The sequence below is a fragment of the Mariniflexile sp. TRM1-10 genome, assembly GCF_003425985.1.
In the GTDB taxonomy this organism is placed as follows: Bacteria; Bacteroidota; Bacteroidia; order Flavobacteriales; family Flavobacteriaceae; genus Mariniflexile.
This window is the reverse complement of record NZ_CP022985.1, coordinates 1,568,680-1,581,866: the sequence shown is the minus strand read 5'-3', so window position 1 is coordinate 1,581,866 and position 13,187 is coordinate 1,568,680. Positions and strand designations below refer to the sequence as shown.

The following is a 13,187-nucleotide window of genomic DNA, read 5'->3' as shown; positions in this document are numbered from 1 at the left end:
AATAATTAACATTTCAATAGACTACAAAGATACGGAAAATTAAGTTTTCAGTCGCAGTATTCTGTGGTTCCTTTCATTTAAGAAATGAAATGATTCTGAATAAATAACAAGATAAAAGCAAACCTTTTTGGTAACAAACACCAAGAAAACCCAACTAACAGTATTATATTTGAAGTCATTAATAAAATAAAGGAAATTATATGAGTTTTTCAAAATGGATTGGTGCTGCTATTGGATGGTCGTTTGGAGGTCCCATAGGTGCCATTATTGGTTTGGCATTGGGCGGTATTGTCGATTCTATGGGTTCGGGTCTTCAAACAACGTATAAGCAAAGACCTATTTATACAAGACCACAAACCCAACCGGGAGATTTTGAAATAAGTTTGCTCATTTTAGCTTCTATTGTTATAAAAGCCGATGGCAAACAAGACCAGCGCGAATTGGATTTTGTTCGTAATCAGTTTGTAAGTATGTATGGAAAAGAGCGTGCCAATCATGCCTTTAGACTTTTTAAAGAGATAAATAAACAACAAAATATTTCTACCAGACAGGTTTGTTTGCAAATTAGGCAAATGATGGAGCATGCTTCACGTTTACAATTGGTTCATTTTCTATTCGGAATCGCCAAAGCCGATGGTTTTGTGACCGATGATGAAGTACACCAAATTTATACCATTGCAGGTTATTTAGGTATTAGCCATAACGATTACGAGAGCATCAAAGCCATGTTTTATAAAAGTGCAGATAGCGCCTATAAAATATTGGAAATTGATAAAGCAGCTACCAACGACGATATTAAAAAAGCCTACCGAAACATGGCTAAAAAATACCACCCGGATAAAGTGATTCATTTAGGCAAAGAACACCAACAAGGTGCCGAGGAAAAATTTAGGAAAGTGCAAGAAGCTTACGAGCAGTTGCAGAAGGAGCGGGGTTTTTAAGTTTTTTATATTAAACTTACCTAGTCCATTTGGGTATAAAAATAAAAAAAGCCAACCTAAATAAATATTGGCTGGCCTTAAATTGTTTGTAAGTCAATAAATTACTTACTTATAAATATTTTGTCATTATTATCTTTTGAAAAAACGTAAACAAGTTTCTTGTCAGCGTTCATATAAACTGATTTTAATTCCCAACCTTCACTTTTTGAAGCATCTAATAAACATTTACGCACGTCTGGATTGTAAAGGTTTAAATCTGAATTGATAATAGTGTCGGCACTCGCATTTACAGATAGTAAAAGCATCATTGCTGTAGCTAATAATTGTAATTTTTTCTTCATTTAGAATGTGTTTAAGATATTATTTAAATTTAACCGCAAGGGTAAAGCATAATTTGATAAAACTTTAAAATAATAGATGATTGACTATTATTAATCGTTGTGTCTATCATTTTTAGAAAAAAAAATATTTTTTACAGCAAAATCGTTTTTAATAGGTGTTTGTTGAATTAAAATATTTTTCACAATGAATAGCATCTCTTTAATTTAAATAATTCCCCGAAGGGCTCTGCCTTGGGATATCCAATTCACCTCTCCTTTGGAGAGGTCAGAACTGCCCGAAAAGGCAGTTCTGGGTGAGGTAAAATACAAAATTTCGGTTTTTGACCCAGAGGTCAAAATGAAACAGGCAAAACCTGTACTGAGCCTAGTCGAAGTATATCTCTATGGCTCTGCGAGGACAGTCTGTTTCAAGAAATTTTTTATTTACATTTACCGCTAAAAAAAGAATCAAAAAACGGTTAAATATGTGTCGTGTTTTTTGGTATTCATATGTCTTGTTATTAATATATCTTGCGTTTCAAAGCAGCAGCTTATGACATTAAAACCAGAACCTGAAGAAACCGCGCCATTGACGTTAGAGCATGTACCTTCGTTTATAAATGTTCCGGTTAGTGTGAAGTTAAAAGACATTGAAAACCAAATCAATGTTATTTTAAAAGGATTGATTTATGAGGACAAAACCATTGAAGACGATGACATTGAAATAAAAATATGGAAAGAAGCGCCTATTATGATTCAAAATGATAAAATGGCATCCAACAATCGAATTAAAACAATTTTTCCTTTAAAAGCGATAATAAAATACCGAATTGGCACGCAAACCTTGGGTGTTAATCTTTATAAGACAAGTGAATTCAATTTAAATGGTGTTGTAACATTAATCAGTGATATTGGTTTGTCTAATTGGAAACTAAAATCAAAAACACGTATTGCAGACTTAGAATGGAAAGAAAGTCCGTCTATGGTTGTTTATGGAAAAAAATTACCTGTAACCTACCTTGTTAATCCTGCCATAAAAATATTTAAAGCCGATATTGAAAAAAGTATCGATGCCGCCATTGAAGCATCTATGGATTTTAAGCCAAACGTTTTGGAGGCCATTGAAAAACTAACGGTGCCCTTTAAAATGAATGATGATTATGAAAGTTGGCTAAGAATTGTACCTATTGAAATTTATAGTACCGATGCCCAGCTAAATAAGGGCAAAGTACTACTTCAAATGGGAATGAAATGTTATATGGAAACAGTTATTGGACAACAACCCGAACCCAAATTTGATGCTAAAAAAATTGTATTGAAGCCAGTTAGCAAAATGCCAAACCATGTAACATCCAATATTATTGCTATATCTACCTATTTGGACGCATCAAAAATAATGACCAAAAACTTTTCGGGACAAGAGTTTGGTTCAGGTTCAAAAAAAGTAACAGTAAAAAACGTTGATATTTGGCATAAACAAGGAAAAATGGTGATTGCCCTCGATTTGCAAGGTTCGGTAAATGGTACCATTTATTTGGAAGGTGTCCCATTATACAATAATGTTACCAAAGAACTATTTTTTGATAATTTAGATTATGTTTTAGATACCAAAAGCAAATTATTACGTACCGCCAATTGGTTGGCAAAAGGATTAATACTAAAACGGATACAAGAAAATTGCAGGTATTCTATTCAGTCTAATTTAGACGAAGGCAAGCAAACCATGTTAAATTATCTAAATAATTATTCACCGATGCCAGGTGTTTTTGTAAATGGCACTATGGAAGATATCGAGTTCCAAAGAATACAATTAACTAATAATGCTATTTTGGCGTTTTTAAAGGTAACAGGTGATATTAGTGTTACTGTTGATGGGCTGAAGTGATATTATTTTTGAAAAACGATTGTCGATTTTTCCTTTTCAACCGTTATTTCAACCATTCTCCCCAAAATCAAAGTTCGATTATCTTTTTCGTGTCCTGCTGGCATATTTCGTCTGTAAAGTTTACTTGTAACGCCCTAAAATCTTGTAAATGTCATTTACCTGACATTCAAATGGCGGGCTAAAAACCAGTGGCTTCATTTAGCTTTGTGCTACTGAAACTTAAAACATCCCTAAATTAGATGAAAACTAAATCATCTCACAGAACTTTAATTTTTGACTTCACTTTGTTCTTATTCTTTGGAGTAATCATCTGGGCAATAAATGTTATTGGACAGAGTATTTTTCCGGGAAACAATCTGTTTCCATTTTTAATGCGTTCGGTAATATTAATGGTTGGTCTGGCGCTCTCTTATTATTTGAATTATAAGTTTAGCAAGAAAAATCTATTGATTTTTAATATCCTGAAATTTAAATCCACACTTATTAAATACTATGTGGGTGGTATTGCATTAGGGTGCTTATTAATTATAACAATGTGGACTATTATTTATCTGGTTTATCCCTTTGAAATAATAAAGAATCCAGATTCAAAGATCGATCTGGCGACAGACATAATCTCGTATACTTTGGGCAACACCCTTGAAGAGCTATTATTCAGAGGCTTTCTATTGATAGCTTCTATAAAGTTATTTGGAAAAATGGGAGGTGTCCTTTTTGTATCCTTATTGTTTGGACTTTTTCATTTACAAGGAATTGGGCTGACCGTTGAAGGATTGAGTATGGTTTTGACGACTTTTACAATGTCATTGCTTTTTATTTCCGTGATTTACTATACAAAATCCATTTGGACAGCAGCCACACTTCACATAACGGCAAATCTTCTATTGCATACTTTAGGGTTTGACGGAACAAATAATGGGATGTTTCAAGTAAAATTTGCTACTCCTATAAATGGGTTTATTATTACTTTAATATACGAAGTTGCCGTGGTTGCTTTTGCGTTGGTAATATTTGTAAAAGAGGAAAAACAAATAGAGGCTGGTGCTAACAAAATGCTATAAAACGTATGCTGTGTAGGTTCTTAAAATGCGTCCTATTAAATTTCGTTTTGGTTTTCCTTAATTGAATTATGGCTAATTTCATTATTTGTGTTAATATTCGTAAAACAGTTTGTTTCTGAAAAGAGAATGGAATTTATCAAATAGAAATTAAAAACCATTCCCAATAAAGTAATATTTTTAGATTAAAATAGTATAGATGAAAAATCAATCCATTAGTGAAAATCTAATATACCAAAGAAAGTTAAAAGGATATACCCAAGAAGATTTATCTGAAAAAACATCTGTTGGTGTACGCACCATTCAGCGTATAGAAAAAGGAGAAGTGCAACCACATTTACAAACAGTTAAATTATTGGCTGTTGGATTAGACATAAATGTTGATGATCTTATTGTCATAGAAAACCCAAAAGAGGAAACCATTCAAAGAAAATGGATGCTTTTACTTCATGGGTTGCCTTTTTTTGGTTTAATTATTCCGTTTGCGAATGTATTGTTTCCGTTATTTGTTTGGATTCATAAAGCAGAAGACAACAAAATATACGACGAGCATGGCAGAGCCGTGATTAATTTTCATTCCACAATTTCATTGTTGTTTGTATTGTCTTTATTAGCCTTTTTCCCATTTCCTGGGTTTAATTTTTTTGGTACAGCAGCAGTTTTTTTATATGGAATAGTAATGAGCATTATTAATATTTATTCAGCACTAGGTTCTGGCACTTGTAAATATCCCTTATCAATTCCTTTTTTAAAGTCAAAACGAAGTTAGAGTTTGAGAATATTAAGGAGGTAAATCAATGGAATAATAATTGTTTTAAATTTAGCTCAACTATTTAGGAGACCTTTTTGCATATTGACCATTAAGTAATAAACAAGTTTTATGAACGATAAAAAAATCTTAGAACTATTTAAAGAAGGCCAACGCGAAAAAGCTTTTAGTAAATTATACGCTTTATATCCAAAAATTGAAGCTAGATGGCCTTTTTTGGGTGACTTACAGAATTTGGAAAACCAATGGCATATGTTTTAATGGAGTCTAGCTATTTTAATGTACTTCTAATTTGTAACCAACACCATGAATGTTGACAATGTTTATAGAAGCATCGTCTTTAAACTTTTTTCTTAATTTAGAAATAAAAGTATCTAAACTACGCCCAACAAATACACCATTGTCTTCCCAAATTTCTTTTAATAGAACATCACGTTTTATAATTTCGTTTTGATGCTTGCTAAAAAACTTAATAAGCTCACATTCCTTTGTGGATAGTTTAATTTCAAGAGTGTCTTTAATAAGTTTGTTTTGGCTTTCGTAAAATTTATAATGACCAATTTGAGTATACGGGAAGTTTTTATCAATACGGCTATTTTTGGTATACCGTTTACCGTATAAAAATCCAAAAAGAGAAAAAAATAATATAAAGATACCTGTTAATATATAATTTTTATTTGTAGTAAAAAATGAGGAGTTTCCCGTAAACAATATATTTATGGTATAACAATCTGTAGGCAAGTTTCTCCCAATACATGGTATAATATTCTGTTCCTTTTTACCCTTAATTTGAAAACTATAGGACACTACGTTGGTTTTACAACGTATAACCTCTACAATATAATGCCTAGGCAGGTTTGCTGCTTTTAAGCTAGTATTTACTATGGCAACTAAACTGTCTGGAATGATTGATAATTGGCTTTCAAAAGTTATTCGATACTTATTGGAATCAATCTTTTCTATAGGCAGAATTAATGAAGTAGAATCGCTATTGGCTATTAAAAGTTTGTTTCCAGCATCACGTAATGCTACTTTAACAATTTCTGAAAAGTGAGCTTCGGTGCTAGGGTTTTGAAAGCTTAGAAAAAGTGTTGCAGCAATAGTTAAAATAAATAGGGAAATATATGTTGATTTTATTTTCATAACTAAGAACTCGTTTAAACTTTTTTGATTGAAGCGAAAATCAGTCATTTTGCACTCGGTTGAAGGCTTTTTTGAATTGCATAGCAGGGCTACGGAAGGAAGAAAAGACAAAAAGCGAGTGTAAAAGGACAATTTTTTAGCCAATTATGAAAAGTTTAAACGAGTTCTAAATTTAAAAAGTAGTGAATTACGTTAAAATATGCAACATTTACATCCTATTTACACTTCTTTTACAATTTTTTCACAAATCCAAAGCGCTTTCGTTTTTAGTTTTATGAAAAATATAAAATCATGAAATCACCATGATTTGGAAACACAATTGATAATCATCGAACACTAATAAAAATAAAATTTGTGAGATAAACACCGATGAAGATTAAAGCGATTGCTTCGCCAGTTCGCTATCGCTCGTGTCTATATGACCTTTAAAAAACAATAAATATCTACATATGAAAAAAGTTATCTTAATAGTTATGACAATGAGCTGTTTTAATGGAACATTAAACAGCCAAATTACGGTACTTAATATTGCTCATTATGGTACAACACCAGATAGGGTGGAAATAGAAGCAGATAAGAGCATCATAAAATGGGAAGGATCTAATCTATTTAAAGTCAATAAACATTATGGAACCGTTAATTTTAAAAGTGGGAAGGTGCTTAAAAAGGATGGAAAACTGCTTGGAGGGGATTTTGTAATTAATATGAAATCCATTAAAAATACCGATGGGAAATATAATGAGATGTTGGTAAACCATTTAAAAAGTGACGATTTTTTTGCTGTTGACACCTATGCTGAGGCAAGTTTAAATATAACTAATGTCTTCTACAGAGACGATAATTATATTGATGTAAAAGCGAGGTTGACTATAAAAAACATAACCAAACCCATCCATTTTAAAGCAAAACTCGAGGTTCTTGAAAACAAGGAAATAATGAAAACAAATTTTATTATTGATAGAACCCGTTGGGACATTAATTACGAATCTAAAAGTTGGCTCAATGGTTTAAAGGACGATATTATCTCGGATGCTATTTTATTTGAAGTCGTTTTACAATGGACTTTTATCGACCCTTGTTAGTATTATTAATTGTCAAAAATAACTGTAGACTGTTCGCTGCTTACTGTTAACCGAACCGTTCTCCCAAAAATCAAAGCCCGATTATCTTTTTCGTGTCCTGCAGGCATATTAAAGGTAATCGGGAAATTGTATTCTGCCAAAGCGTCTAAAATAAGTTGTTCTGTAGTGCTTCCCCAAAGCGTTGTATTCTTTCTGACTTTAGTAATGTCGCCGACTAAAACGCCTTTGCAATTTTCAAAATAACCCGCACGTTTTAAACCTTGTAACATACGATCTAAATGGTAATGGTATTCGCCAATTTCTTCAATAAATAAAATTTTACCAGACGTATCGATACTCGTTTTAGACCCCAACATGCTATATAAAATACTTAAATTTCCACCAACTAGCTGCCCAGTAGTTGTGCCTGTTTTATTATACTTGGAACCTTCCAAAGTATAAGCTAAGGCGTTGCCAAAAAGCGCCTCTTTAAAAGTTGAAATGGTTTCTTTAATGGTGTTGGCGTCGTCTTGTAAACTAGTACACATCAGGGCGTGTAAACTTTCAAAACCTTCATTATGGAGTTGATTATGAAGTGCGGTAATATCGGAATACCCAATAATCCATTTTGGGTGTTTCTTAAATTCAGCATAGTTCAATTTATCTAAAATCCGTACTGTGCCGTAGCCCCCACGAGCGCACCAAATGGCACTGATTTTCGGATCGTCCATCGCTTTTTGTAAATCTTCACAACGCTCCCCGTCAGTTCCTGCAAAATGGTTGTTTTGGTTAAACACGTTTTTTCCAACTTCTACAAATAAGCCCCAACTTTTAAGTAGGTTTTTGGCTTTTTCAATTTCGGCAGTTCGGTTTTTTAAAATGCCCGATGGTGCAACAATGGCAATGGTATCGCCTGTTTTTAAATAAGGTGGACGCATTAAAGTAGTCGTTTTGTTTAAGTTTGTGTTTTGTGCCGTAATACTTGTATTTCCAAATAAAAAAACAGCACAAAGTAGGATTGTAATTAATGTGATTCTAGACATAATGTAAATGTACATTTTTTTTCTAAATAGCAGTCAAATTGTGTACTTTTGCGGCTTTAAATAAAGTATTCTAAAATACTTTTGTGCCCTTGAGCATTATCAAAAATGAAAATATATTTTATTTGAAGATAAAAGCGCAGCTTGCGAGAGGTTTTTAAATTTGGTCTCGACTGCGCTCGACCTGACATTAGTTTTAAAATGATGAACAAACCAAAACGATACACTATTACCTCTGCATTACCTTACACCAACGGTCCCATACACATTGGGCATTTAGCAGGGGTGTATGTGCCAGCCGATATTTATGCACGCTATTTACGCTTAACAGGAAACGATGTGGTTTTTATTGGCGGAAGCGACGAACATGGCGTACCTATTACCATTAAAGCCAAAAATGAAGGCGTGTCACCGCAAGATGTGGTTGATAAATACCATGCCATTATAAAACAATCATTTGAAGAGTTCGGTATTTCGTTTGATAATTATTCGCGTACATCGGCTAAAATCCATCATGAAACAGCTTCAGAATTTTTTAAAACCTTGTACGATAAAGGAGCGTTTATTGAAGAATCCACCGAGCAATTGTACGATGAAAAAGCCAACCAGTTTTTAGCTGATAGATTTGTAACAGGGACGTGCCCAAAGTGTGGTAATGAGGAAGCTTATGGTGACCAATGCGAAAAATGCGGAACGAGTTTAAATGCTACCGATTTAATTAACCCTAAATCGGCATTAACAGGCAATGTGCCCACCTTAAAAGAAACCAAACACTGGTTTTTACCTTTAGATAAGCATGAAGCGTTTTTACGTGAATGGATTTTAGAAGGTCACAAAAAGGATTGGAAACCGAATGTATACGGACAGGTTAAATCGTGGATTGATGATGGTTTGCGCCCTCGTGCGGTAACCCGTGATTTAGATTGGGGTATTCCGGTACCTGTTAAAGGTGGTGAAGGTAAGGTGCTGTATGTATGGTTTGATGCACCTATTGGCTATATTTCATCAACTAAGGAATGGGCACAACGTGAAGGAAAAGATTGGGAACCTTATTGGAAAAGTGATGATACCAAATTGGTACACTTTATAGGAAAGGACAATATCGTATTTCACTGTATTATTTTCCCTGCGATGTTAAAGGCTGAAGGCAGTTATATTCTACCAGAAAATGTGCCAGCTAACGAGTTTTTAAATTTAGAAGGCAATAAATTGTCGACCTCAAAAAATTGGGCCGTTTGGTTACCTGAATATCTTATAGAATTTCCTGGGCAACAGGATGTTTTGCGTTATGCCTTAACTGCCAACGCACCCGAAACAAAGGATAATGATTTTACTTGGAAAGATTTTCAAGCACGAAATAATAACGAATTGGTAGCTGTTTTTGGAAACTTCATCAACCGTGTGGTGGTGTTAACAAATAAATATTACAACGGCATCGTGCCTGTTCCTAATGAATTATCGCAGGTAGATGAAGAAACATTAGCTGCAGTAAAAGCATATCCAGACGTGATTTCGAGTTCTATTGAACGCTACCGTTTTAGAGAAGCGCAAACAGAACTTATGAATTTGGCACGACTTGGTAACAAATATCTAGCTGATGAAGAACCTTGGAAAGTTATAAAAGTAGATGAGGCACGTACACAAACCATTATGTATGTGGCATTACAAATAGCATCTGCTTTAGCAACGTTAAGCGAACCCTTTTTGCCGTTTACTTCTGATAAATTGAAGAAAATTCTTAATTTTAAATCGAACCAAAATAATGGAAACGCTAGTCATGCTGAGCTTGTCGAAGCATCTCAATGGAGCGATGTTTCAATTAAAGAAGTATTGCTTCCCGTTGGACACAAAATAGGTGAAGCCGAATTGTTATTCTCAAAAATTGAAGATGAAACCATTCAATTTCAACTGGATAAATTAGAATCCAGTAAAAAAGCCAATGCTTCGACAAGCTCAGCACAGGTTCCGCAACCACAAAAAGAAGAAATCACTTTCGACGATTTTACAAAATTAGATATGCGTGTGGGCACTATTTTAGAAGCTGAAAAAATGCCAAAAGCAAAAAAGCTATTGGTTTTAAAAGTGGATACAGGAATTGATGTACGTACCATTGTTTCTGGTATTGCCGAAAGTTTTGCACCTGAAGAAGTCGTTGGAAAAAAAGTAACAGTTTTAGTAAACCTAGCTCCAAGAGAATTGCGAGGTGTTGAAAGTCAAGGCATGATTTTAATGACCGAAACCGCAGAAGGCAAATTGGTGTTTGTGAATCCTGACGATGCTAGTGTGCCTAATGGATTGCAGATAAGTTAGATTATTATTAATTTTTTATTAAAAGATTTAAAATCTAAGAATTATTTCATAAATTACAGAAGAAATTTCATTAAATCTCATATGGATATACAAATAGATATTTTCAAACATATCGTGTTTGAGCTCAAAGAATGGTACAAAGAATATCATGGTATTGCGGATGCTCAATTTAATGAAGAAAATGATTTCAGTATTTTAAAATTAATTAAATTACAGTTCTTTGTTTCAGCAATAAACAGCGAAAAAAACACTATTTTATTAGATAATTATGAGTTTTTTGCAATGCCTTATGGCCCTGTAGAAACCACAACCTATGCCTATGTTAGGAATAATAATGATTTAATTAATTTTGAGATAAGTAATTTTAAAATAAAATTTGACTCTAATAGATTATTACCAAATATTGATGAAGATTTGTTAGTTGAGGTAAAAAACTCTATTCATATTTTAAAACAAAAAGAGCCGCGTTTAATTGTTGCAGACGCAGGTACTTTGGTTGATTTATCTCATAAATGGAATTGCTGGAAAAAAAATTATGCAATAGCTCGTGCTCAAAGCAAGTATTCGTCGGTTATTCCTGACAATGAAATAATTAATGATATTAAAATAATTAATATTGATCTAGCTTAATGAAGTGTTTATGGATAAATAAAATCCAAGAAGAAATCACGGAGTTATCTAAAATTGATTGGTCAGCTTCTATAATTGAAAAAACAAAGGAGGATCTAAAAGAACATGATTTTAATGAAGAGGACGAATTTTATAATAAAATATTTCCTGATTTTTTTAAAATTAGACTAAGAGAATTTTCGGATTCTATTTTACTTGAATGTTTTGAAAGTCTTAATTACTCTATTATAGCAGGAGAATGTTTCTTTAATGAATTCATTAAAGAAGTTGATAATATTATTAATCTATCTGGCAGCATTCAATATGTTCAATTTGATAAGTCAATAAATGAGGATTTAGTACTATCTCTTGAAGATATAATAAAAGAAAAAAATCCTTTATCTATATTAAAAGATTGTTTGATTGAATATAAATCAAATGCAAAGCATCTTTTAAGATATGTGGAAAATCCTAGTTTGAATACATTGTTTGACCTTTCAGATCAAACTAATGATATCCTAGAATATTTAGTAAATAATGATGGTAGTGATATTCAAAAGCATCTTCTTAAATTAGTAAAAAATAATTTTTTTCTTCTTCGAAAAGATTTTGTATTGAAATATGAAATCAAAGAACTACAAGATTTATTGCTTTCTAAAAATCAACTTTTAGATTGTGATAAATTCTTTCAAAACACACCAAATTCTACAATTTCTAAGATTATTCCAGTCTTAATTGATAAATCGATTTTTTTAATTAGAAAATTTATAATTAGAAAACGTAAAGAAGAAAATATTCATAACGAAAATTATGTGTTTTTAGGAGAAGAAACAGATTTTGATTTGAATTCTCATAAACTAAGTTTAGGGATTTTTGAGTATTGGGATGAATATTCAATAAATCATTTTTTGAGTGAGGAAAATTCTGAAAAAGCGATATCTCTTAAAAGGAATGCTAAAAGAATATTAAATATTGGAAAAATATCTGCCTTAGATTTTCATGCGTTAACAAAATATTTTAAAGATTTAGAAAATGATATTGATTCTTTAGAGTCTTTGGAAAATGATATAAATGAAATCCAATTAAATTTGAATATTAAACTAGATAAGTATTCAATTGACATTATTGAAAATTATATATCTAATAATGTTTTTTCTGAAAAATTGAAATCTAAATTATCGACGACTTCTTTAGATATAAATGATGTAATGGAATTAATAGAAAAAGATTTAAAACGGATTCAAATATTACAAAATAGGTCTTGTATCAATAATTTTTTTCCATACTATAAAATTTGTGACTTTTTATGTCAATACATAGATAAAAAAATATTGAATAGTTCACTTAAGGATGATAGATCTAAAAATTATATACAAGAAGCTTCAATAGCTTTGAGTTTTTTGAAAGATTATTTTGAAAGTTTTAAACTAAACTTAAAATGGTCAAAGAACCATTTAAATTATGCTTATCAATTGCCGTATTCAGAATCAATAAGACAATATACAATTGATGAAGGCAAAATGATTGATGTATTTAGCTCATCATCATTTTCTTTACCTATAGATTTTGAAAAATATGATGATTTTATTGCTTTCATAAATGCTTTTATTTTGAGAATTGAAAATGAAATAAAGAGTCTTTTAAATATTACATCATTGATGGAGATCTACGGAGGGGAAAAAGAAAATCTACATAACGAAATAAAAGATAATTTTAAAAAAAACATAGAACTTTTAGGTATTTTTAGTGCTATAATAGCACTAGTTTTTGGTGGAATTTCTACAATTACAAAAGATGTAAAGTTTGAAGATCAATTTTTAATTCTTGTTACACTTTTTATAATACTTTTTACTTTTATAACTTTATTAAAGACATATGTTAATAATGATAAGGAAAAAGACGTTTTTAAAATTTTAGGATTGTTTTTTGTTTATCTAATATTTTTAGTATCAATAATTGTTATACTATCATTCGTATTAAAATTAAGATAATTTATTCGAATTGAATCTCTAAAAAAAAGAAATTATTTTATACATACGTCAAATTGCTCT

12 protein-coding genes are annotated in these 13,187 nt (G+C 31.6%); 9 read left to right on the top strand and 3 right to left on the bottom strand.

Annotated elements, in window-relative coordinates; all coding sequences use genetic code 11:
• Positions 1 to 200 precede the first annotated feature (200 nt).
• A complete protein-coding gene (locus CJ739_RS06760; protein ID WP_117173667.1) occupies positions 201 to 941 on the top strand; it encodes a TerB family tellurite resistance protein in 741 nt (246 codons plus the stop codon).
• Positions 942 to 1,042: 101 nt separating this feature from the next.
• On the opposite strand, the gene CJ739_RS06755 is transcribed toward CJ739_RS06760, so the two are convergent.
• Positions 1,043 to 1,282 (bottom strand): hypothetical protein, encoded by a 240-nt coding sequence (locus CJ739_RS06755; RefSeq protein WP_117173665.1) that lies wholly within the window; start codon positions 1,280 to 1,282, stop codon positions 1,043 to 1,045.
• 532 nt (positions 1,283 to 1,814) lie between these two features.
• Here CJ739_RS06755 and CJ739_RS06750 point away from each other — a divergent pair.
• The 4 genes from CJ739_RS06750 to CJ739_RS20300 all read left to right on the top strand — a co-directional run bounded on the left by CJ739_RS06750 (position 1,815) and on the right by CJ739_RS20300 (position 5,234).
• Positions 1,815 to 3,146: a DUF4403 family protein gene (locus tag CJ739_RS06750; protein WP_117173663.1), complete on the top strand. Its 1,332-nt coding sequence runs from the start codon at positions 1,815 to 1,817 to the stop codon at positions 3,144 to 3,146.
• 239 nt (positions 3,147 to 3,385) lie between these two features.
• Positions 3,386 to 4,207 carry a CPBP family intramembrane glutamic endopeptidase gene (locus CJ739_RS06745; RefSeq protein ID WP_117173661.1) on the top strand — a complete coding sequence of 274 codons (822 nt, stop codon included), beginning with the start codon at positions 3,386 to 3,388 and terminating at the stop codon, positions 4,205 to 4,207.
• A gap of 196 nt (positions 4,208 to 4,403) precedes the next feature.
• Entirely contained in the window at positions 4,404 to 4,973 is a 570-nt protein-coding gene (locus CJ739_RS06740) for a helix-turn-helix domain-containing protein (protein ID WP_117173659.1), read from the top strand.
• A gap of 111 nt (positions 4,974 to 5,084) precedes the next feature.
• Positions 5,085 to 5,234, top strand: coding sequence for a hypothetical protein (locus CJ739_RS20300; protein WP_162880148.1), 150 nt, complete (start codon positions 5,085 to 5,087; stop codon positions 5,232 to 5,234).
• 15 nt (positions 5,235 to 5,249) lie between these two features.
• Here CJ739_RS20300 and CJ739_RS06735 read toward each other — a convergent pair whose 3' ends face one another.
• Positions 5,250 to 6,116, bottom strand: a complete 867-nt coding sequence (locus tag CJ739_RS06735) for a winged helix-turn-helix domain-containing protein (RefSeq protein WP_162880147.1) — start codon at positions 6,114 to 6,116, stop codon at positions 5,250 to 5,252.
• A gap of 449 nt (positions 6,117 to 6,565) precedes the next feature.
• On the opposite strand from CJ739_RS06735, the gene CJ739_RS06730 reads away from it, so the two are divergent.
• Positions 6,566 to 7,198, top strand: coding sequence for a YceI family protein (locus tag CJ739_RS06730; RefSeq protein WP_117173655.1), 633 nt, complete (start codon positions 6,566 to 6,568; stop codon positions 7,196 to 7,198).
• Positions 7,199 to 7,203: 5 nt separating this feature from the next.
• Here CJ739_RS06730 and CJ739_RS06725 read toward each other — a convergent pair whose 3' ends face one another.
• Positions 7,204 to 8,220: a S66 peptidase family protein gene (locus tag CJ739_RS06725; protein WP_117173653.1), complete on the bottom strand. Its 1,017-nt coding sequence runs from the start codon at positions 8,218 to 8,220 to the stop codon at positions 7,204 to 7,206.
• Positions 8,221 to 8,421: 201 nt separating this feature from the next.
• On the opposite strand from CJ739_RS06725, the gene metG reads away from it, so the two are divergent.
• The 3 genes from metG (at position 8,422) to CJ739_RS06710 (ending at position 13,127) form a co-directional block, all read left to right on the top strand.
• On the top strand, positions 8,422 to 10,527 hold the full coding sequence (metG, locus tag CJ739_RS06720) for a methionine--tRNA ligase (protein WP_117173651.1): 2,106 nt from the start codon (positions 8,422 to 8,424) through the stop codon (positions 10,525 to 10,527).
• Between the two features lie 81 nt (positions 10,528 to 10,608).
• Complete coding sequence (locus tag CJ739_RS06715; protein ID WP_117173649.1) at positions 10,609 to 11,157, top strand: Panacea domain-containing protein; 549 nt, start codon at positions 10,609 to 10,611, stop codon at positions 11,155 to 11,157.
• Positions 11,157 to 13,127, top strand: coding sequence for a hypothetical protein (locus CJ739_RS06710; RefSeq protein ID WP_117173647.1), 1,971 nt, complete (start codon positions 11,157 to 11,159; stop codon positions 13,125 to 13,127). The genes CJ739_RS06715 and CJ739_RS06710 overlap by 1 nt, the downstream gene beginning before the upstream one ends.
• Positions 13,128 to 13,187: the final 60 nt, after the last annotated feature.